Origin of the sequence: Hymenobacter amundsenii (assembly GCF_002204745.1) — a bacterium.
GTDB classification, from domain to species: Bacteria; Bacteroidota; Bacteroidia; order Cytophagales; family Hymenobacteraceae; genus Hymenobacter; species Hymenobacter amundsenii.
Window position 1 is genome coordinate 37,925 of sequence record NZ_NIRR01000019.1, and the last position, 19,708, is coordinate 57,632.

Below are 19,708 nucleotides of genomic sequence, written 5' to 3' on the forward strand. Positions count from 1 at the left end.
GAGGTTATATTGGGCCAGCTAAACGGGCTACTATTCCGCCACGAAAATGCGTTTTACCCGCTCGCTTACATTGGTCAGCAACTCGTAGGCGATGGTGCCAATGCGGGTGGCCAACTCAATAAGCGGTAGCCCTTCGCCGAACAGCACGACTTCATCGCCGGCCCGGGCAGCGGCGATATTCGTTACGTCCACCATGCACATATCCATGCACACGTTGCCCACCAACGGCGCGCGCTGCCCCCGGACGAGTACCTCCCCTACCCCGTTACCGAAGCGCCGGTCGTAGCCATCGGCGTAACCGATGGCCAGCGTGGCGATGCGGCGGTCGTGGGCGGTAGCCTCGCCGCGGCGGCCGTAGCCCACGGTGTGGCCGGCGGGCAGGGTTTTCACCTGCGAGATGGTGGTGCGCAACGTGCTGACGGGCCGCAACGCGTCGGGCTCCTGGCCGCTGGCTTCCACGCCATACAGGCCGATGCCCAGGCGCACCATATCGGGCTGGGCCTCGGGGAAGCGCACGATGCCGGCCGAATTGAGCGCGTGGCGCAAAATCGGGTAGCCCAGCGCGTATTCCAGCCGGGGCACCATGCGGGCGAAGGCAGCCAGCTGCCCCCGCGAGAAGGCATCGTGGCCGGGCTCGTCGGCGCTGGCCAGGTGGGTGAGGGCGCTGGCGACGGGCAGCAGGGCGGCGTTGGCGTGCAGCAACGCCCCGAGCTCGGGCACATCTTCTTCACCGAAACCTAAACGGCGCATGCCGGTATCGAGCTTGAGGTGAACGGGCGGCAGCGGGGCCTGGCGGGCGGCGGCCAGGCAGGCGTGCAGCAGCTCGAAGGAGTAAATTTCGGGCTCTAAGTGATACTGGCGCAGGGTGTCGAACGAGTCGGGAGCTGGGTTCATCACCATAATAGGCAGGCTGATGCCCTGGCGGCGCAGATCCACGCCCTCGTCGGCGTAGGCCACGGCCAGGTAATCGACGCGGTGAAACTGGAGCAGGTTGGCCACTTCCATCGAGGAGCTGCCGTAGGCGAAGGCCTTCACCATCACCATCAGCTTCACGCCGGGTTGCAGGCGGCGGCGGTAGAAGTTGAGGTTGTGCACCAGCGCATCCAGGTTCACTTCGAGCACCGTGCCGTGGATTTTCTGCTGGAGTGCGGCCACAATGCGCTCGAAGCCGTAGCGGCGGGCGCCCTTCACCAGCAGCAGCTCGCGCCGGAAATCGTCGGGCCGGAAAGCAGCCAGAAAGGCGGGCGTATCGGGGTAAAACTGCGTTTGAAGGCCCGCGAATGCTTGGTGGTGGGCACTGATGCCGGGACCAATACCGATGAGGCGCGCCACTCCGGAAGCAGGCAGCAGCGCGGCCACCCGGGCGTAGAGGTCGGCCTCGGGCAGGCCCGATTCGAGCACGTCGGAGAGGATGAGCGTGCGCGGCAGGCGACGGGGCTGGCGGGCCAGCGCGTCGAGGGCCAGGCGCAGGCCGGCCAGATCGTTGTTGTAGGTGTCGTCGAGTACGTAACACTCGTTGAGGGCCTGCTTCATTTCCAGGCGCATGGCCACGGGCTGCAGCCGCGCCAGCCGGCGCTGAATTTCGGCCGGCTCCAGGGCCGGCCAGCTCAGCAGCACGGCCAGGCAGTGCAGGGCGTTTTCTACGGAGGGCGCATCGGCGAAGGGCAGCGTGAAGGTGTGGGGCGGGGCCGCCGCTTCCTCCATCCGCAGCACGGTGCGGTCGGCGGAGCTTTCTTCAATCGAAACCAGCCACCGGGCCTCGCCGGCCGCGTAAGTAGCTCGGTGGCGGGTCCAGGCGGCGCGGGCGGCGGGCGGCAGCTGCTGGGCGGCTGCCGCGTGCACCAGCGGGTGGTCGGCGCAGTAGAAGACCGTATCGACGTGCTCGAACAGGCGCATCTTCTCGGCTACCTTCTCTTCGGAAGAGGCAAAGCCGGCGTCGTGGGCGGTGCCCAGGTTGGTGAAGATGCCCAGCGTGGGCTGGATGACCTCGGCCAGCCGCACCATTTCGCCGGGCTCCGAGATACCGGCCTCGAAGATGCCCAGCGTGTGCCGCCCGCTCAGCTCCCACACGCTTAATGGTACGCCCACCTGCGAGTTGTAGGAGCGCGGACTCTTGCACACCAGCTCGTCGGGGCTCAGCAGCTGGGCCAGCCACTCCTTGACAATGGTTTTGCCATTCGAGCCCGTAATGCCGAATACGGGCAGCCTGAACTGCCGGCGGTGGTGGGCAGCCAGGGTTTGCAGGGTCGCCAGCACGTCGTCAACAACCAGAAAACCGGCTTCCGGGTAAGCGGCCAGCCCGCCGGGCGGCGCCGCGCCGGCTTCCACCACAAACTGCCGCACCCCGGCCCTGTACAGCTCGGGCAGGTAACGGTGGCCGTCGTGCTGAGGGCCGCGCAAGGCGAAAAACAGGCTGGCGGCGGGCGTTTCGACGCGGCGGCTATCGAGCAGCAACCGCTCAATGGCCACGGCCACGGCGGGTTGCTGCGGCGAAATACCACCGATGAGGGCGGGCAGGTCGGAGAACTGGAGCATAGACAAAAGTAGGGCGAAGCGGCGCTTCGCTCGCGCTAAACCAGCCGGCCGGCCGGCTGGTTGCCGGCTTGGCGTGAGAATCGGTCTTTCATGCTTCCGCCGGCGGCTGGGGCCGAAGCGGCGCTTCGGCCGACATTCTGTTACCTTCGGCCTTCGAATCCGACTTCCTTTCAAGCCGAATGACTACTCCTACTTCTCCCCGCCAGGCCGAGGCGCCGCTGTGGCGCCGGATGCTGCCGCACCTGCTGGCCGTACTGTTTTTCCTGGTTTTGGCCAGCGTGTACTTCGCCCCCATCCTGTTCGACGACAAAACCCTGGCCCAGCACGACATCGTGCAGTTCAACGGAGGCTCCCACGAGGCGGCCCAGTTCCGCGAGGCCACCGGCGAGGAGGCGCTCTGGACCAACTCCATGTTCTCGGGCATGCCCACCTACCTCATTAGCACCCGCTTTCCGGGCGACTTGAGCCAATACCTGCACAAAGTTTTCACGCTGGACCTGCCGGCCGTGGTGGCCAACCTGTTTCTGGCCCTGGTCTGTGGCTACGTGCTGGGGCTGGCGTTGGGCCTTTCGCCGGTGGTAAGCGTGGTGGGGGCCGTGGCGCTGGGTTTCACGAGCTATAACCTTATTATTCTGGCTGCCGGCCACAACACCAAGAGCCTGGCCCTGGCCTACGCCCCGCTGGTGCTGGCGGGTTTGCTGGTAGCCTTCCGGCGCAATAAGTGGCTGGGCACGGCGCTGTTTGCCCTGGGCCTGACCATGAACATCCGTTCCAACCACCTCCAGATAACTTACTACCTGCTGCTGTTGGTGCTCGTATTTGGGGTGGTAGAGCTGTTTTTTGCATTCCGCGAAAAGCGGCTGCCCGATTTTTTCGCCCGCACGGCCCTGCTGGGCGTGGCCGCGCTGCTAGCGGCCGGTGTGAGCTTCGGCCGCCTCTACACGACGCTGGAGTACAGCAAGTACAGCATCCGGGGAAAGTCGGAGCTGAAAACGGCGCCGCCCGCCGCCCCCGGCCAGAGCCAGGACCCGGTGGAAAGCGGCTCGGGCCTCAACCGCGAGTACGCCTTCAGCTACAGCTACGGCATCGGCGAAACGGCCACGCTGCTTATTCCCAACTTCTACGGGGGCGCTTCGCAGATGAAGCTGAGCGACAACTCGGAAACCGCCAAGGCCCTGACCGCCGCCGGCGTGCCGCCCGCTCAACTCACCGACTACCTGGCCCAGATGCCCACCTACTGGGGCGACCAACCCATCACGAGCGGGCCGGTGTACGTGGGCGCGGTGGTGTTTTTCCTGTTTGTGCTGGGTTTGCTGGTGGCCGACCGCCGTACCCGCATCTGGCTGCTGACGGGTACTTTGCTCTCCATTGTGCTGGCCTGGGGCAAGAATCTCGAAACGTTTAACTACTTGGTATTCGATTACTTCCCGGGCTACAACAAGTTTCGGGCAGTGAGCATGGCCCTGGTAATTGCCCAGCTGGCCATGCCGGTGCTGGCCGTGCTGGCCCTGGCTCGGGTACTACGGGGCCGGCCCGGCTTTACCGCCCCGGCCGCCGTCAGCACCCACCCCAGCCTGGCCGCCCTGGCCGGCCGCCCCACCGACGATGCGGATACCGCCTACCTGAAAAAGCACGTGTTGCGGGCGCTGGTCATTACGGCCGGTCTGTGTGCGCTGGCGTTCCTGGCGGGATTGGTGGCCGATTTCGCCTCGCCCGTCGATGCCCAGCTCCAGCAGAGCGGCTTCCCGCTCGACGCCATTCGGGCCGACCGGGCTTCTTTGCTCCGCTCCGACGTGTTCCGGTCGTTGCTGTTCGTGGCCCTGGCGGCCGGAGTGCTGTGGTTTTTCTTGCAACGCAAGCTCTCGGTAGCCATGTCCGCCGCCTTGGTGGGCCTGCTTACGCTCGTGGATTTGTGGGGCGTGGATAAGCGCTACCTCAATGATGGCAACTTCCAGCGCGAAACTGTGGCCGAACAGTTCGTGCCCTCCCCTGCCGACCAGCAGATTCTGCAGGACAAGGACCTGAGCTACCGGGTGCTGAATATGGCCAACCCGTTCAACGACGCCCAGACCTCCTACTACCACAAGAGCATCGGGGGCTACCACGGGGCCAAGCTGCGCCGCTACCAGGATTTGATTGAGCGGCAGATTTCGCCCCAGCTCCAACGCATCTACTCCGAGAACCGGCCCGATGCGGCCCCGGTGCTCAACATGCTTAATACCCGCTACCTCATCACGCCGCCCGCCGAGAAGCAGCCCGCCCAAGCCATCCGCAACCCCGGAGCCCTGGGCAACGCCTGGTACGTGAGCAATGTGCAGCCCGTGCAGAACCCCGACCAGGAAATCCAGGCTTTGGGCACGCTCGACCCCGGTACCACGGCCGTCGTGGATGTCTCGAAGTTTCCGGGCCTCAAAACTGAGTACGCCGCCGAGGGCTCTACTATTGCCCTAACCAAGTACTCGCCCAACGCCCTTACCTACCGTACCACCGCCGTGCAGGACGGGCTGGTCGTGTTCTCGGAAATCTACTACGCCGACGGCTGGCAGGCCTACCTTGATGGCAAGCCGGTGGCGCATTTGCGGGCCGATTACGTGCTGCGCGCTCTGCCGGTACCCCGGGGCACGCACACCATCGAGTTCAAATTCGAGCCGACCCAGTACGCGCTGGGCAACACGGTGTCGCTGGTGGCGTCGGTGCTGCTGATCATCGCCATGCTGGCCGCGCTCTACTACGCCTTCCAGCACCGCCCCACGCCCCACACCGTTTCCGACACGCTGCTGGCCTGAGGTAGGATGCTATCAGCATAGCGGCATGTCCGGCAGCGCATGAACTCACCAACCCACCAACTCGCTATTTCCCCGCTCGAAGAGCGGCGGGGTGTGCGGGTGCTGCTGGCCCGCGACGAGCTGACCCACCCCGAGTTGCCGGGCAACAAGTGGCGCAAGCTCAAGTACAATCTGCGCGAAGCCGACCGCCTGGGCCACAACACGCTGCTTACGTTCGGCGGAGCTTACTCGAATCACTTGGCGGCCGTGGCGGCGGTGGGCCGCCTGACCGGCTGCCGCACGGTGGGCGTGGTGCGGGGTGAGGAGTTGGCCCACCGCCCTCTCAACCCCACCCTGGCCCGCGCCCGCGCCGACGGCATGGAGCTGCGTTTCATTGACCGCGCCACCTACCGCCGCCAGCACGAGCCCGAGGTGCTGGCCGACCTAGTGCGCGAAACCGGCCCGGCCTATGTGCTGCCCGAGGGCGGCTCAAACGCCCTGGCCCTGCCCGGCTGCGCCGAACTGGTAGCCGAAGTGCGGGCTCTCACCGATTTCGACGTGCTGGCCGTGTCCTGCGGTACCGGCGGCACGTTGGCGGGCCTGCTCACTGGCCTGGCTGGCCAGCAGCAGGCCCTGGGCTTTGCCGCCCTCCAAAGCGCCGATTTTCTGCGGGCCGATATCGACCAGCTCACCCAACAGGCCACCGGTCGCACCTATGCCAACTGGGAGTTGCGCACCGACTACGCCGCTGGCGGCTACGCCCGCCTGCCCCCCCAGTTACGCCAGTTCATTGGCGAGTTCCGCCACCGCCATAGCATCTTACTCGACCCGATTTACACCGGCAAGATGCTGGCCGGGCTGTTTGATCTGGTGGAAAAAGGGCATTTCACCCGGGGCACTACGGTGGTAGCCGTGCACACCGGCGGCCTTCAGGCTTGGGGTGGGTTTGGCGGCGAACCAGTTTGAACTACCCGGTGGGGGCTCCGCAGGCCCTTCAGGCCGGCTCATCGAAAAAGCTGGTTTTCCCGTATCCAATGGCGTAGCTACCGTTCCGCTTTCCCCTTCCCCATGCCCTACCTGCTCCGCCGCCTGCTGCCCCTGCTGTTTCTGGTGGGCCTCGGGTGGTTTCTCTGGACCAAAGTGCGCCCCGCGCTGGCCGACTTCGAAAACCCGCTTAACCTCGCACCGCGCGTCACGGTCACCCACAATACGGTATTGCAAAAGGTGGAGGCCCTGGGCCGCATGGAGCTGGTGCGCTATGAATTCCGCGACGTAGTGGAATATAAAAAGAGTACCTACCGCTTCCTGCCCGACGCCAAAGTAGCCCTCATCGTGGCGGGCAACGCCATTGGCTGCCTCGACCTGCGCAAGCTGCGTCCCCAGGATGTGGTGCTCGAAGGCGACTCCGTTGTGCGCGTGGCCCTGCCGGCCCCCGAGCTCTGCGTTTGGCAGATCGACCACAGCAAGAGCAAGGTGTACAGCATCGAGAACGGCTTTTTTCAGGATGCCGAACTGGTCGACGCCGGCTATAAGTACGCCGAACAAAACGTGCGCCGCGCCGCCCTCAACTCCGGTATCCTGGCCCAAACCGACCAGAACGCCCAGAAAATTTTGCGGCCCATGCTCGAAACCATGACCGGCCGCCGCGTCATTCTGAGCCGGCAGCTGCAGAACCCAACCCGGCCGGCCCGCCAGTAGCCGCCAGCCGGCCGCGCTGGCACAACGGAAACAGTTGGCGAAAGTCAATATCATCGGCAGGCCGCAAGCCCCCCGGACAACCGCTGGGTAAAGCGCGTCGTAAGAAAATACCCCGCGCCCAGACCGACTAATCGCTCTGGTCTGCTTGGTCACTATCCGTATCACTTACGCACCTTCTATACCATGCTGGAAGCCAATACGCCCGCCCCCGATTTCGAACTTAACTCAACCCCCGACCAAACGCTGGCCTTGCACGATTTGCAGGGCAAACGGGTAATTCTGGCCTTTTACCCTGCCGACTGGAGCCCGGTATGCGGCGATCAGATGTCGCTTTACAACGAAACCAATAAGCTATTTTCCAAGCACAACGCCCAAGTAATCGGCATTTCGGTAGACAGCAAGTGGAGCCATCTGGCGTTCAGCAAGGACCGTAACCTGCATTTTCCGCTGCTGGCCGATTTCGAGCCGAAGGGGGCCGTAGCCCAGCAATACGGGGTGTACGACGAGAAAACCGGCGAAGCCAAACGGGCTTTGTTTGTACTTGATGAAAAAGGCGTTATCCAGTGGAGCTACCTGTCGCCCGCCGGCATCAACCCCGGAGCCGACGGCATCCTGGAAGCGCTCGAAGAACTCGATAAATCAAATTCCTGAGCCATGAGCAACCAACTGAAACCGGCCGTCGATGGCCAGGACCACTCTCAGGGCGCACAGGGTGCCCCGCTTGTGTTAGTAGAATACGGCGACTACCAGTGCAGCTACTGCGGCGAGGCCTACCCAGCCATAAAGGCGGCCCAGCAGGAGTTAGGCGATAAACTGCAGTTCGTGTTCCGCAATTTTCCGCTGGCCGAGGCGCACCCTAACGCCCAACAAGCCGCCCTGGCTGCCGAGGCAGCGGCCCAGCAAGGCAAGTTCTGGGAAATGCACGATGCCCTCTACGAGCACCAAAATCAGCTCGATTCCGCGCAATTGGCGCAACACGCCCAGCAGGTGGGCCTCGATGTCGACCAATTCAAAAGCGACCTGCAGGCCAAAGCCGGGGCCGACAAGGTGGAAGCCGACTTTGAAAGTGGGGTGCGGAGCGGCGTAAACGGTACGCCCGCCTTCTTTGTGAACGGGCAGCTATATAACGGTAACTGGCAGGATGGTGAGTTGCTGAGCTTCCTGCAAAGCCAGCTACAATAAGTAACTCAACCTGCTGACTACCTCTGGCCAACTGCTAAAAGCCGTGTTTCCGCCCCGGGAACACGGCTTTTATTCGTCAGCATCATCAACTGGCTCCTTGCCTAGGTCGTCCATGGCCATTTTAATCAGGTCTTGCTCGTAGCCTTTGGCCATGAGGAAGACCTGGATTTTCTGGCGGCGCTTGCCGGGGTGGCGCTCCTTTTCCTGGCGGTCTTTCTTCTCGAGTAAATCTACCAGGTTCTGGTAATACTGGTCGCCGTCGATTTCCTTCATCCCCGACTTAATGCAGTAGTCGGAAATACCCTTTTGCTTGAGTTCCTGCATAATGCGGCGGCGGCCCCACTTTTTCTGGTTGTAGTGGCCCCGCACGTAGGCCTGCGCGAAGCGCTCCTCGTCCAGCAGCTTTTCGCGGCTCAGGCGAATGATGATTTCGCCCGCCTCGTCCTCGTTCAGGCCGTAGCTGCGCAGCTTGGCTTCCACCTCTTTTTGGTTGCGCTCCTGGTAGGCGCAGAACTCGGCAATTTTGCGCAGTGCTTCGGTGGGCGTGTAGAACTTGGGGGCGGCGGGCTTGAACATGGGCAGAACACAAAGTGGTGAGGCAAGATAAGCGGAAACCAGCCTGAGGGCCGTTTTCCTGGTCAGTAACAGCGCCGCAATCGTAATAACTCCCCGGCGGCCAGGCAGGCTAGAAAAATAAGCTTCCCCCCTACCGCCGCTCAGGCAACGCAAAGCCGTCGGATTTCCTCTTACTTTCACATCCTTATCGATTATCGTGTATGCTGTTGCCATTCCTGCGCTCCGGAGTTCTCTTTTTCCTGCTATTAGCGGGTGGCATTAGTCCGGTTTGGGCGGGCGTGGTGCGGGGCCGCATCAGCGACCCCAAGGGCGAGGCCCTGGCCTTTGCCAACGTGGCCGTACGCGGCACCACCACCAGCACGGCCTCCAACGAGCAGGGCGACTACCAGCTACGGCTGGCGGCGGGCACCTACGAGCTCGTATTTCAGTATGTGGGCTTCAAGCCCAGCCCGCAGACCGTGCGCGTGGCCGGCGGCGACACGGCCACGGTACTCAACGTGACGCTCACGGCCGAGAACTACCAGCTACGCGAAGTGGTAGTCCGCGGCACCGACAAGGACCCCGCCTACGCCATTGTGCAGCAGGCCATGCAGTGGCGGCGCTACCACGAGCGCGAGGTGGCCGCCTTCAAGGCCCGCACCTACGTGAAAGTGCTGGCTCGTTTTTCCGACGTGCCGGGCAAGCTTCTGGGCCTTGTGAAAGTGGGCCCCGACTTCAAGCCAGGCATCTTTTACCTCTCCGAATCGGTATCGGAGATGAGCTTCCGCCAGCCCAACGTGGTGCAGGAGCGCATGATTTCCTCGCGGGTGAGCGGCGACGCCAAGGGTTTGAGCTTCAATCGGGCCAGCGCCGGCCGGGGGCTCAACTTCTACCAGAACTTACTAAAAAGCGGCTTTTCGGAGCGCGGCTTCGTCTCGCCGATTGCCTCCAATGCTTTCCTGTTCTACCGCTACGAGTTGGCCGGCAGCAGCCAGCAGGGCGGGCTGCTCATTCATAAGATTAAGGTGACGCCCCGCCGCGCCTCCGACCCGGTTTTCAGGGGCTATATCTACGTCGTGGACGGTACCTGGCGGCTGCATTCGGTGTCGCTCGACCTCACCAAGGACGCCCAGATTGACTACGTCGACAACCTGCACATCGAGCAGCTGTTCGCCCCTGCCCCGGGGCCGTCGGATGTGTGGGTGATGCAGTCGCAGAAAATCACGGTCAACTTCACGGCCTTCGGCTTCAAGGGCAGCGGCTACACCACGGTTGTGCTCTCCAACTACCGCGTTACGCCCACCTACCCCAACCGGCCCGCCCCCACCGTAGCGCCGCCCGCCACCGGCCCCGCCGATGCGCCGGTTACCCGCGAAACGGCGGCCGACATCCGGAAGCAGAAGCCCGACCTAAGCGGCCTGACCCAAGCCGTGCGCCGCCAGGTGAAGCAGGCCGAAAAAGCCGCCGCCCGCGACACCAGCGGCGTGGGTAAGCTCCGCAAGGGCGAGGTGATGCTGGTGGAAAAGGATGCCAATGAGCGCGATACGACTTACTGGGCCACCATCCGTCCCATGCCCCTCACCGACGAGGAGCAGCTGGACTACCACGTTAAGGACAGCACCGAGGTGCTACGCAAGTCGCAGCCCTACCAGGATTCGCTGGACCGTAAGCGCAACGAGTTTGGGGCGGGCAAGCTGCTGCTAACGGGCTACACCTATAACAATACGTTTGCGAAGCGGCAGTGGTACGTGGCCCCGGTCTTCAACATCCTCAACTACAACACCGTGGAAGGCGTGGTGCTCAACCCCGAGGTCACCTTCACCCAGCGCACCGACGACCGTCGTACCTGGTCCGTCACGCCAAGCCTACGCTACGGCTTCAGCAACGAGCTGCTGAGCCCGAGCGTGGCGGCCAGCTGGCAAATCCACCCCGTGAAGCTGGCCCGGCTGAGCGCCCGCGTGGGCCGCACCATCGAGAATTTCGACCCTAACAGTCAGCTCACGCCCTTCATCAACACTTACTATACCCTGCTCGAAAACCGTAACTACGCCAAGCTCTACCGCCGCGACGGGGCAGCGCTGGGCTACCAGTGGGAGCCGCTCAACGGCCTCACAGTAGAAGCCCGGGCCAGCTACGATGTGCGCCACCAGCTGTTCAATACCACCGGCAAGCTCCTCAACGACTTCGCTGGCCGCACTTTTACGCCCAATGCCCCGGTGGTGGCCGAGCTACCCGGGGGCACCGGTATCGGCCGCAGTGAGGCCCTGACCACTTCGCTCTCCGCCTCGTTTCGGCCCGGCCAGCGCTACATTACCCGGCCCGACGGCAAGTTCAACATGGGCTCTAAATACCCGACTTTCTCATTGGCCTGGCGACAGGGCTTGAGCGGCGTACTGGGCTCCGATGTGCGCTACACGCTGCTCGAAGCCGGGGTGCGCCACTCCGTGAGCCTGGGTCTATTCGGCACGAGCAGCTACCGGGTGGCGGCCGGCTTCTTCCCCGGCTCGCCGCAATTATCGTTCATGGATTTCCGCCACTTCAGCGGTAACCGCACCTACTTGGCCGCCGACTTCAACCAGTTTCAACTGCTCGACTACTACCGCTTCAGCACCGCCGACCAGTTCGTGGAGGCGCACTACAACCACCATTTCAACGGGTTTCTGCTGAATAAAATCCCGCTGCTGCGCCGCCTGAAGTGGCAGGAAGTGGCTTCGCTCAACTACCTCACCACCCCCGCCGCCGGCCACTACCTGGAGCTGGGCGCGGGCATCGAGCACATCTTCAAAGTGATGCGCGTAGATTTCTACACCAGCCTGCAGTCGGGCACCCGCGCCGGCACCGGGGTGCGCGTGGGCATTGGGTTCTAGGCTAAGCACGAAGCCCCCGCTACTTGATTTGGTAGCTGGGGCTTTAGGTATTTACGGTGCTCATTCGCCTTGGATAGATTGAAGGCCAACGGCTCTCAGCTGGTGGCTAACAGCTCGAACCTACTTTACTTCCTCAAAATCCACGTACTCGCCACCCTTAAACTCCTGGGGCTTACCCGGGTCCTGGGGTGGCACGTAATCAACATGGACTTCGCCGGAAGCAGTGCGCGAGGAGGAGGAGGAAGCAGCTCGGGGCTCGGGGCGGGGCGGTTGGGCGAAGGGGTTTTGCCCGAATTGCTGCCCGAATTTTTGCGCTTGTTTCTTAACTAACATGCCTACGACCAACCGCATGACCACGGGCAGGATGTAGCGCGTGACGAGCCAGATAACGAGCAGGATAAGCAGAAATTTTGCCATTGAACGAAGCCCAATCAGGGAGCTTAGGAAACGGTTTGAAAGTAAAAATCGGCCGTGACGGCACTTAGCAGCTGCTCCTCGGAGCAGGGCACAAGTTCAGAACGCGCCGAAAGCACAAATGGTTTGTAGCCAAGCCCAGCCAACAACGCAACTACCGTTTGCCGGTTTTCGAGGCCATTGAGTTCCGTCTGAATCAGGGGCCGGAAGCGGCGTAGCGTGCCCAGCAGGTTCTCAAACACCACCGACTCGAAGCCCTCGACGTCGCACTTCACAAAATCGAGGCGGCTGAGGTCGAGGTCGGTGAGCAGTTCGTCGGGCACGCGCATGGGCACTTCGTAGGTGCGGGCGTAGGTTTCGGAGGGGCTGCTGGCCGCCACTTTGGTCATGCCGTGGTGGAGTAGGCCGGCGCGCTCGGGCGTGCCCATTTGCACCGTGGTGTTCTCACTGCCCAGCGCGTAGGGCAGCAGCGTGAGGTTGTTGTGGCCGCTGAGGCGCACGTTGTCGCGCCAGATGGCCTGGAAATCGGGAATTGGCTCCACGGCCAGTACTTTGCCCGTAGGCCCTACCAGCCGCGAGAGGGCCACCGAGTAGTAGCCTAGATTGGCCCCGATATCGAGGCAGACGAAGCCGGGCCGGATAATCTTCTCCAGAAAAAAGAGCTCGGGGTACTTCGTGCGGCCCCAGCCGGCTCCCACCAGCCGCAGGTACACGCGGCTCACGAACCGGATGTAGCGCTCGAAGCCCAGGGTACGGACCAGCAGTTTGCGAAGCGTTTTTATCATGATGCCAGCAAAGATGCCCCAAACCGCCCGAACCTCATAAACCCGCCCCCCGAAAAAAAACCCCGGCCCGCTTGCGCGTTGTGAACCAGGCTCTCTATATTTGCACCCCCGGCGGGTCCGCTGCCGGGTCAAGTGCCTCTTTAGCTCAGCTGGTAGAGCAGCTCATTCGTAATGAGCAGGTCGTTGGTTCGAGTCCAATAAGAGGCTCACACAAGTAAACCCGCAAACCCGTGATTCTGGTAACAGAAGCGGATTTGCGGGTTTTTACGTTTACGGCCTCTGGCCAAAATTGGCCTTTCCAACAACGCCAATATGGTGGCTTCTTAGCCAGCTTGTTCGGGTAGCAAGAGTGGGTGGGTGGTATGCCAGTCTGAACCGACTCCCCCCTACCCCGTATAGATTAGGGAGATGCCTATCGAAAAACAACTAGCAATTTATCAATGCTTTCGGCAGCCAAATGTCTCTTTTTTTTAATCTAGAACCCATCTTACATGAATAAGTCCCTTAACCGTCTGTTCACCGTTTTTGCCATCAGTAGCCTCTCGTTGTGGGGTACCACCAAAGCCCAGGCCCAGCGCCGCTCGGTGAAGGAGGCCAACAAAATCAACGAAAAACGAAACGACGTCAAATCTGATATGTCGGGTATCAATGACAGTAAACTTGACTATGACTCCGAGTTCGTAGTAGCGGCGGCCAGCAGTAACATGCTTGAAATTGCCCTCGGCCAACTAGCCCAGCAAAAAGGCCTCGTGACCGAAGTGAAGGAATGGGGCAAAAAGATGGAGCAGGACCACGGTATGGCCGAACAGCAACTGCGCGAAATTGCCTTCCGCGACCAGATTACCTTACCCGGCATGATGAGTAAGGATGGCCGCGATATGTACGACGACGTAGACGACCGCAAGTACCTGGGCTTCGATAAAAAGTACTTACGTACGCTCAAAGACCTGCACGAGCAAGACCTCAAGCGTTACGCCGAAGCCGCTACCAAGCTGCGCAACCCCGACCTGCAACGCTACGCCACTCAGATGCTCCTTCAGCTGCGCGAGCACGAAACAATGGTTGACCAGCTTTACCAGCGGGCCAACGACCGGAAGTAATTACCCAAACGCCAGGAGTTTCCTCATTGAGCCTGCAAACGCACCACGGCCCGCCCCCGAACAGGGAGCGGCGTGGTGCGTTTGCCGAAGCCGGCAGCCGGCTTAGTTGGCGTTCAGAATCGAGAACAATTCGTCGAGCTTAGGCGTCAGAATGATATCGGTGCGGCGGTTGAGGGCCTTGTTGGCAGGCGAATCGTTGGTGACGACGGGCAGGTACTTGCCGCGGCCTGAGGGCGTCACTTTGGTCGGATCGAGGCCGGCAGTGGTTAAGATACGGGTGATTTCGGTGGCCCGCAGTACGCTCAAGTCCCAGTTATCCTTGGCCCCGTTCACTACGCCTTTAAGGGGCACGTCATCGGTGTGGCCCTCCACGAGCACGTTCACGTCGGAGTTGCCCTTGAGGGCGGTAGCCAGTTTCCGGAGCGCATCCTGGCCCTTAGGGTCAACCTGGGTCGAGCCCGACTTAAAGAGCAGCTGCTCGGAAAGCGAGACGTACACCTTACCGTCCTTCACGTTCACCTGCAAATCCTGGGCATTGAAACCGAGCAGGGCGTCGGCCACGCGCTTACGCAGGGCCGTAGTGGCGGCTTCCTTCTGGTCGAGCACCCGCTGAAGCTCCATGATACGGGCATTTTTGGTGGCCAGGTCCTGTTCAGCCGTGCCGAGTTGTCCATCCTTATCGCGCAACTCGCCGCGCAACTGGGCCTCGTTGCGTTCCTTGGCGGCGGCCAAGGCAGCCTTTTCGCTGGCTAATTCGGCTTTGTCGCTGGCAAGGGCATCTTTCTCCAATTGCAGCTGCTGGCGCTCCTGGGCCAGTTGAGCGTTCTGGCCTTGCAGCACGCCAATGGTTTTTTTGTTGCAGGCGGGTAACGCAAGCAGCGAAGCGCTCAGCAGGACAGGAGCAAAATAACGGGTCAGGTAATTCATAAGCAGCATGAAATGGGTTGAAGAGTAAAACGGCCGCCTGGCACAGCCTATTCGGAGCCAGCGGCGGAGCAGCAGCCGAGCCTCAGGCCAAACTACCGCTGTTGAGTTATACGGGCCGCCTGAAAGTTGGGAGGAAAAATGTTCCCGCCGCCTTCAATCGGGCTGGCTGGCGCCTCGGGCTAAGCCGTTTTTGGCCGGTCTTATCTTTTTGGCAGTTGGGGTGGCCACATCGGCGAGCAGACGCACGGCCCACCGGCCGCCGGTGCGTTGCTGCAGCCAATCGGCAAGACGAACCTTTTCGGGTGCGCTCAGGGGCCGGTAGCTGGTTACGCTCGCTACCACCGTCGTATCGGCCAGTAGCGAGTCGGTGGCGGGCCGAACGAGGCGATTAAGGGCTAGTTGGCGGACGGCTGGGTTCCACACTCGGGCTTCGCGCAGCAGGGCCGAGGCAGCGGGCATACTATCCGCAATGGACCGGCGGCGCATCATCCGCTGCAACTGGCTGAAACGCTCGTCGTAGCGGGCCAACACCTGCTGGCTGCGGCGGGCGGCATCGGAGAGCAGCCCATTCCGAAACGCCTGAATATCCGCCGAATCGAGTTGGGCGATACCCTGGCGCACCGTTAGGTGCGCTCCGGCCAGCTTGTAGGCCGCAAGCTGGGCCTGGATGGAGTCGAGGCGGCGTACTGACAGCTGCTGGCCGGCTAGCAGCACGTTGATGGTGTTGGTCTGGGCATCGAAGCGGCTCGTAATCACTGCCGCACCATCGGTATCGATTTGCTCCTCTACGAACTGGGCTGCGTTGTGCTCGAAGGTAGTTTTGCGCACGATGCCCACGGCCAGGTACACGCTCGGTACGGCCGTGAGCACCGCTACGCCCCAAATGGCGAGCTTCACGCGCCGGGCTTGCTGCTTATCCACGAATGCGTGCTGGGGCAAGGGCAGAATCCGGATTACCAGAAACGTGGCCAAACTGATAAACACAGTGTTGATAGAAAATAGGTAGAGCGCCCCAATCATGAAGTCCCACTGAGCGGTAGCCAGCCCGTAGCCGGCTGTGCAGATGGGCGGCATCAGGGCCGTGGCAATGGCCACGCCCGGAATCACGTTGCCCCGCTCGCAGCGGGTGGTGCCCACGGCCCCGGCAGCTCCCCCAAACAGGGCAATGAGAACGTCCCAGGTCGAGGGGGCCGTGCGGGCGAGCAGTTCCGTGCCGGCGTCGGTGAGCGGCGTCAGGAAAAAATACGTCGCCGACACGCCTAGGCTGATAACGGTGGCCGTAAGCAGGCTTTTCAGCCCTCGCTTAATCAGCTCTACTTCCATTGTGGCCGCGCCGTAGCCAATGCCCACAATCGGGCCCATGAGCGGCGAAATAAGCATGGCGCCTATTACAACGGCCGCCGAATTCACGTTCAGGCCCACCGAGGCAATAAGGATGGCAAATACCAGCACCCAGAGGTTGGCACTACCGAAGGCAATGCCGTTTTCCACGTCAGCCTGGATTTCCTGGGGGCTGGCCATGTCGTGGGCCATGCTGAAACGCTGCCGTAGCAGCCGCAGCAACGGATAAATGCTCATCTAAAAACAGAAAAAAGTAAAATCACGCAACTACGACCGGGCCTGCACCGGGCCTGGTCGCCCCAGCCATACATTGTACTAAAGACAACGGGGCCACCGAAAAACCGGCGGCCCCGTTGGCCTTATGCAGTCCTCAGACCGACTGCGAAAGAATGGCTAGTAAGCCGAATCGGTGTCCTGCTGCTGGCTGATACCAGCGTTGTTGCGGGTGGTTGCGCCACGGTACACCGACTCGCTGCTGCGCTGCCAGGTATCATCGTCGCTGTCCTGGAAGTTACCCGCGCTGCCGCGGTAGGGCTGGCCTTTCGCGCTGCTTTTCGAGCGCAGGGCCAACCAGCTCAGTCCCGTTACCAACACGGCTCCGCCCAGTACCTTTTGGCGGGTCGAAAGCCGGTTCACCTGCTCTACTGCCTTAGTGCCGAATTCCTTGGCTTTCGTGCTCAAGTCTTTGGCCTGCTTAGAAAGCTGATTTACATCCACGTTCTGCAGCCACTGCTGCTGGTTGATCCAGGATTTGGCAGCTTCCGGCAAACCTTCGATGGTACTTACAACCCCGCTAGCTTCCTGAGCGGCCGGCTGGCGGCCGGTGGTTGATGATGAAGAGGACGAGGAAGAGGATGTTTTGGCGGCTGGATCACTATCAGCCGACTGGCTCCGGCTATCGGTAGTATCGGCGGCGCGGCTGTTCGCTTCGCTGGCTGGCGTGAACGAAACGTGTTTGTGGGCGGCTTCGCCGGGCTGGTTTGATTTCTGATTGCTCATATAGAAAGGTCGTTTAGAGTGAAAGGAACCAGGCCGCCGTAGTGCGGGCTGGTTTTATACTATTATTATTCGTGAGAAAGGGCCGGAAAGTTGCCGCCGGCTCAGGCTCCGGGCACCCGGCAACCAAACATCTGGCCGCTAGGTGCGTTGGGGTACTGTTCCGTTGTTTTTATAAAGCTCCCCTCCCTTATGCCCTTCACGCCCGTTGCCGATCCGGCTCGCCGTTTTCAGGATAAAGTCTGTTTCGTAACTGGTTCTACCTCTGGCATTGGCCGCGCCGTAGCCGTGCGCCTGGGCCGCGAGGGAGGCCGGGTGGTCGTCATCGGGCGCACCGCCGACGAAGGCAAAGAATCGGTTGAGCTAGTGAAGCAGGCCGGCGGGCAGGCCCTGTACATCCGTTGCGACGTGAGCAAAGACGGCGACCTGAAGCACGCCGTAGAACGCACTATTAAGGAGTGGGGCCGCATCGACGTACTCGTCAGCAACGCCGCCATGATGACCTTCGAGCCCATCGTGGAGCTCGAACCCAAATCCTGGGACCAGCTCATGCACGTCAACCTGCGCCCCCTCTTCCGGCTCACCCAACTATGCCTGCCCCACATGAAGCAGGGAGCCATTGTGGCAGTCAGCTCCGTGCACTCCTTCCAGACCACGCCCAACGTAGTGTCGTACGCCACCAGCAAGGGCGCCATTGATGCCTTCGTGCGGGGAATGAGCCAGGAAATCCCGCACACCCACGCCCGCGTTAACTCGGTGGCCCCCGGCGCCGTCGATACGCCCATGCTCTGGAGCAACCCCAACGTGAAGAGTGGCAAGGAGAAAATTACCGGCCAAGTGGGTACTCCTGAAGAAATAGCCGCCGCCATTTGCTTCATTGCCTCTCACGAGGCCAGTTTCATCAACGGTACTACGCTGGTCGTCGACGGCGGCCGTTTGGCGGCGCTTTAGGCAATGAAGTGACTTGGTGAATGAGCGAATGGGTGGAAAGCAGCATCACCGAGTCACTCATTCACTTACTGGCCAGCGCCACGGTGGCGCTCGGCGGCGGTGGGCAGAGGGCGGCCCTGGGCGTAGAGGTGGGCGTCGCGCTCAGCAGCGGCGCGGGCTTCTATTTCGAAAGGAATCTGGTAATAGCCGTGCCGGGCCCAATCGCGCAGGTAACGGACCAGAAAACCGAGCCGGCCGTGGCGGGCAAACTGCCGGATATGTTCCATCTCGTGGGCTATCCAGAACGGGTCGCGGAGAAATTGCTCGCGCGAAACACCGCTTAAATGGATGCTATTGCCCAGCACCATTGCCACATTTGGGGCGGCCAGTTTAAGGCGGGCCAAGCGAGCCAGCGGTGAGTTTTCGACGATACGGGGCAACTCCATAGAAGAGGGACAAAAAGGGGCGTTGTACGTAATAAGATTCGGGCAAGTTTACATTATTTCATGATTTTTCTTTAAATTAATTACACTATCGCAAGTTTATTCTATTCATTGCTATCAAAAGCTTGGCGCTTCGGGAATTTTGGACCTAGCTTTACCCTACGGTTGGTCGCCTGCCCGGCAGGTATTGGCCCCCGTTAAGGTCTTAATTTATTCGCTTTTGTCATCCGGATTTGCCGGTTGCCTATCGATCAACGAACCCCGCCCACACTGCCCGCTAACCCCGGCCGTGCCTCAGCCCCCCCGACGGACAATGAAAAACAGCTTACTGTATTGCCTCGCCGCGGCCTCCATGGTCCTTTCCTTTTTCTTTGAGCAGGCACCGGCTACTTCCGACCGCTTGTTAGTCGCTTCCTCCCAGCAAGCCTCCTTTTTAAGTGGCTTGCTCCCTTCAGAGGCCGGCGACGAGCCCCGGGTACTGACGCCCTCCGATTCGGTGGCATACAATAAAGCCGCCGAGCGGCTGGGCATCGAAACCAGCTACACCGAAAATGAGTCGCTGCTTGAAAGCGTTGTATCATGGCTGGGTACCCCCTACCGGTATGGTAGCAGCAGCAAAAGCGGCACCGACTGCTCGGGCTTCGTGACCCGCGTATTCAAAGAAGTATACGGCCTCACGCTCCAGCGCAGCTCCCGCTCCATGTTCAGCAGCGTGCAACGCGTCGACAAGAAGGATATGCAGACCGGCGACTTGGTCTTCTTCCGGCGCGGTCCGGGCCAGCCCATCTACCATGTCGGCATCTACCTAAAGGACCGCAAGTTTGCGCACGCCGCCTGCAACGGAGGGGTAATGGTTAGCTCCCTTGATCAGGCCTATTACAGCCGCAACTTCTACGCCGCCGGCCGCGTCGACCGTTAATTCGCACTGCGCCGCCTGCCCGATTATCGCCCCGTCCTGATCCGACGGGGCTTTTTTTTGGCGGTTCAGTTACCCGCGGGCATACGTGAAGCAGCGACAAAACAATTTTGGCCTAATGGAGTATAGCACAACACCGGAGCCGCCCGTTGGTGCTCCCTGTCATTTTTACCTCTCCCCACTTTATGGATAAGCAAAATCCTAAAGGCCAGGACATTGCTTCCTCGCCCCTGTTCAAGAAGTTTGTCGGCAAA

The 19,708-nt window shown here is 61.4% G+C and carries 17 protein-coding genes and 1 tRNA gene; 10 read left to right on the forward strand and 8 right to left on the reverse strand.

Features of this window, described 5'->3' with window-relative positions:
- Nucleotides 1-30: 30 nt before the first annotated feature.
- A complete protein-coding gene (locus CDA63_RS12210; RefSeq protein ID WP_088464739.1) occupies nt 31-2,535 on the reverse strand; it encodes a bifunctional UDP-N-acetylmuramoyl-tripeptide:D-alanyl-D-alanine ligase/alanine racemase in 2,505 nt (834 codons plus the stop codon).
- 179 nt (nt 2,536-2,714) lie between these two features.
- Here CDA63_RS12210 and CDA63_RS12215 point away from each other — a divergent pair, with 179 nt between their 5' ends.
- From CDA63_RS12215 to CDA63_RS12235, 5 genes are all read left to right on the forward strand, one after another.
- The gene (locus CDA63_RS12215; protein WP_088464740.1) at nt 2,715-5,321 is read left to right on the forward strand and encodes a YfhO family protein; all 2,607 of its coding nucleotides are present in this window, start codon (nt 2,715-2,717) and stop codon (nt 5,319-5,321) included.
- A 39-nt stretch (nt 5,322-5,360) separates the two neighbouring features.
- Nucleotides 5,361-6,266 carry a 1-aminocyclopropane-1-carboxylate deaminase/D-cysteine desulfhydrase gene (locus CDA63_RS12220; protein ID WP_088464741.1) on the forward strand — a complete coding sequence of 302 codons (906 nt, stop codon included), beginning with the start codon at nt 5,361-5,363 and terminating at the stop codon, nt 6,264-6,266.
- 102 nt (nt 6,267-6,368) lie between these two features.
- The gene (locus CDA63_RS12225; RefSeq protein ID WP_088464742.1) at nt 6,369-6,998 is read left to right on the forward strand and encodes a DUF4230 domain-containing protein; all 630 of its coding nucleotides are present in this window, start codon (nt 6,369-6,371) and stop codon (nt 6,996-6,998) included.
- A gap of 183 nt (nt 6,999-7,181) precedes the next feature.
- Complete coding sequence (locus CDA63_RS12230; RefSeq protein ID WP_088464743.1) at nt 7,182-7,649, forward strand: redoxin domain-containing protein; 468 nt, start codon at nt 7,182-7,184, stop codon at nt 7,647-7,649.
- A gap of 3 nt (nt 7,650-7,652) precedes the next feature.
- On the forward strand, nt 7,653-8,180 hold the full coding sequence (locus tag CDA63_RS12235) for a DsbA family protein (RefSeq protein WP_088464744.1): 528 nt from the start codon (nt 7,653-7,655) through the stop codon (nt 8,178-8,180).
- A 69-nt stretch (nt 8,181-8,249) separates the two neighbouring features.
- Here the strand turns inward: CDA63_RS12235 and CDA63_RS12240 are convergent, their stop codons facing one another.
- Nucleotides 8,250-8,756 (reverse strand): regulatory protein RecX, encoded by a 507-nt coding sequence (locus CDA63_RS12240; RefSeq protein ID WP_088464745.1) that lies wholly within the window; start codon nt 8,754-8,756, stop codon nt 8,250-8,252.
- Between the two features lie 200 nt (nt 8,757-8,956).
- On the opposite strand from CDA63_RS12240, the gene CDA63_RS12245 reads away from it, so the two are divergent.
- Nucleotides 8,957-11,602, forward strand: coding sequence for a DUF5686 and carboxypeptidase regulatory-like domain-containing protein (locus CDA63_RS12245; protein WP_088464746.1), 2,646 nt, complete (start codon nt 8,957-8,959; stop codon nt 11,600-11,602).
- 120 nt (nt 11,603-11,722) lie between these two features.
- Here the strand turns inward: CDA63_RS12245 and CDA63_RS12250 are convergent, their stop codons facing one another.
- Together CDA63_RS12250 and CDA63_RS12255 are read right to left on the reverse strand one after the other, a co-directional pair.
- Nucleotides 11,723-12,019, reverse strand: coding sequence for a DUF4834 family protein (locus CDA63_RS12250; protein WP_088464747.1), 297 nt, complete (start codon nt 12,017-12,019; stop codon nt 11,723-11,725).
- A 23-nt stretch (nt 12,020-12,042) separates the two neighbouring features.
- Complete coding sequence (locus CDA63_RS12255; RefSeq protein ID WP_088464748.1) at nt 12,043-12,801, reverse strand: FkbM family methyltransferase; 759 nt, start codon at nt 12,799-12,801, stop codon at nt 12,043-12,045.
- 134 nt (nt 12,802-12,935) lie between these two features.
- Here CDA63_RS12255 and CDA63_RS12260 point away from each other — a divergent pair.
- Nucleotides 12,936-13,008, forward strand: a tRNA-Thr gene (locus CDA63_RS12260).
- Between the two features lie 284 nt (nt 13,009-13,292).
- Nucleotides 13,293-13,901: a DUF4142 domain-containing protein gene (locus tag CDA63_RS12265; protein WP_088464749.1), complete on the forward strand. Its 609-nt coding sequence runs from the start codon at nt 13,293-13,295 to the stop codon at nt 13,899-13,901.
- Nucleotides 13,902-14,003: 102 nt separating this feature from the next.
- On the opposite strand, the gene CDA63_RS12270 is transcribed toward CDA63_RS12265, so the two are convergent.
- The 3 genes from CDA63_RS12270 to CDA63_RS12280 all read right to left on the reverse strand — a co-directional run bounded on the left by CDA63_RS12270 (nt 14,004) and on the right by CDA63_RS12280 (nt 17,168).
- Entirely contained in the window at nt 14,004-14,828 is an 825-nt protein-coding gene (locus CDA63_RS12270; protein WP_088464782.1) for an OmpA/MotB family protein, read from the reverse strand.
- A 153-nt stretch (nt 14,829-14,981) separates the two neighbouring features.
- The gene (locus CDA63_RS12275) at nt 14,982-16,406 is read right to left on the reverse strand and encodes a DUF389 domain-containing protein (RefSeq protein ID WP_088464750.1); all 1,425 of its coding nucleotides are present in this window, start codon (nt 16,404-16,406) and stop codon (nt 14,982-14,984) included.
- 156 nt (nt 16,407-16,562) lie between these two features.
- Nucleotides 16,563-17,168 (reverse strand): hypothetical protein, encoded by a 606-nt coding sequence (locus CDA63_RS12280; RefSeq protein ID WP_088464751.1) that lies wholly within the window; start codon nt 17,166-17,168, stop codon nt 16,563-16,565.
- Between the two features lie 189 nt (nt 17,169-17,357).
- On the opposite strand from CDA63_RS12280, the gene CDA63_RS12285 reads away from it, so the two are divergent.
- Nucleotides 17,358-18,116, forward strand: coding sequence for an SDR family NAD(P)-dependent oxidoreductase (locus CDA63_RS12285; RefSeq protein WP_088464752.1), 759 nt, complete (start codon nt 17,358-17,360; stop codon nt 18,114-18,116).
- A 65-nt stretch (nt 18,117-18,181) separates the two neighbouring features.
- Here the strand turns inward: CDA63_RS12285 and CDA63_RS12290 are convergent, their stop codons facing one another.
- Nucleotides 18,182-18,541, reverse strand: a complete 360-nt coding sequence (locus CDA63_RS12290; RefSeq protein WP_088464753.1) for a hypothetical protein — start codon at nt 18,539-18,541, stop codon at nt 18,182-18,184.
- Nucleotides 18,542-18,890: 349 nt separating this feature from the next.
- Between CDA63_RS12290 and CDA63_RS12295 the strand changes: the two genes are divergently transcribed.
- On the forward strand, nt 18,891-19,457 hold the full coding sequence (locus CDA63_RS12295) for a C40 family peptidase (RefSeq protein ID WP_242434657.1): 567 nt from the start codon (nt 18,891-18,893) through the stop codon (nt 19,455-19,457).
- Nucleotides 19,458-19,708 lie beyond the last annotated feature (251 nt).

Excerpts from the sequence above, each read along its gene's own strand:
- CDA63_RS12210 (WP_088464739.1), bottom strand. The coding sequence starts at position 2,535 with ATGCTCCAGTTCTCCGACCTGCCCGCCCTCATCGGTGGTATTTCGCCG.
- CDA63_RS12215 (WP_088464740.1), top strand. The coding sequence starts at position 2,715 with ATGACTACTCCTACTTCTCCCCGCCAGGCCGAGGCGCCGCTGTGGCGC.
- CDA63_RS12220 (WP_088464741.1), top strand. The coding sequence starts at position 5,361 with ATGAACTCACCAACCCACCAACTCGCTATTTCCCCGCTCGAAGAGCGG.
- CDA63_RS12225 (WP_088464742.1), top strand. The coding sequence starts at position 6,369 with ATGCCCTACCTGCTCCGCCGCCTGCTGCCCCTGCTGTTTCTGGTGGGC.
- CDA63_RS12230 (WP_088464743.1), top strand. The coding sequence starts at position 7,182 with ATGCTGGAAGCCAATACGCCCGCCCCCGATTTCGAACTTAACTCAACC.
- CDA63_RS12235 (WP_088464744.1), top strand. The coding sequence starts at position 7,653 with ATGAGCAACCAACTGAAACCGGCCGTCGATGGCCAGGACCACTCTCAG.
- CDA63_RS12240 (WP_088464745.1), bottom strand. The coding sequence starts at position 8,756 with ATGTTCAAGCCCGCCGCCCCCAAGTTCTACACGCCCACCGAAGCACTG.
- CDA63_RS12245 (WP_088464746.1), top strand. The coding sequence starts at position 8,957 with ATGCTGTTGCCATTCCTGCGCTCCGGAGTTCTCTTTTTCCTGCTATTA.
- CDA63_RS12250 (WP_088464747.1), bottom strand. The coding sequence starts at position 12,019 with ATGGCAAAATTTCTGCTTATCCTGCTCGTTATCTGGCTCGTCACGCGC.
- CDA63_RS12255 (WP_088464748.1), bottom strand. The coding sequence starts at position 12,801 with ATGATAAAAACGCTTCGCAAACTGCTGGTCCGTACCCTGGGCTTCGAG.
- CDA63_RS12265 (WP_088464749.1), top strand. The coding sequence starts at position 13,293 with ATGAATAAGTCCCTTAACCGTCTGTTCACCGTTTTTGCCATCAGTAGC.
- CDA63_RS12270 (WP_088464782.1), bottom strand. The coding sequence starts at position 14,828 with ATGAATTACCTGACCCGTTATTTTGCTCCTGTCCTGCTGAGCGCTTCG.
- CDA63_RS12275 (WP_088464750.1), bottom strand. The coding sequence starts at position 16,406 with ATGAGCATTTATCCGTTGCTGCGGCTGCTACGGCAGCGTTTCAGCATG.
- CDA63_RS12280 (WP_088464751.1), bottom strand. The coding sequence starts at position 17,168 with ATGAGCAATCAGAAATCAAACCAGCCCGGCGAAGCCGCCCACAAACAC.
- CDA63_RS12285 (WP_088464752.1), top strand. The coding sequence starts at position 17,358 with ATGCCCTTCACGCCCGTTGCCGATCCGGCTCGCCGTTTTCAGGATAAA.
- CDA63_RS12290 (WP_088464753.1), bottom strand. The coding sequence starts at position 18,541 with ATGGAGTTGCCCCGTATCGTCGAAAACTCACCGCTGGCTCGCTTGGCC.
- CDA63_RS12295 (WP_242434657.1), top strand. The coding sequence starts at position 18,891 with ATGGTCCTTTCCTTTTTCTTTGAGCAGGCACCGGCTACTTCCGACCGC.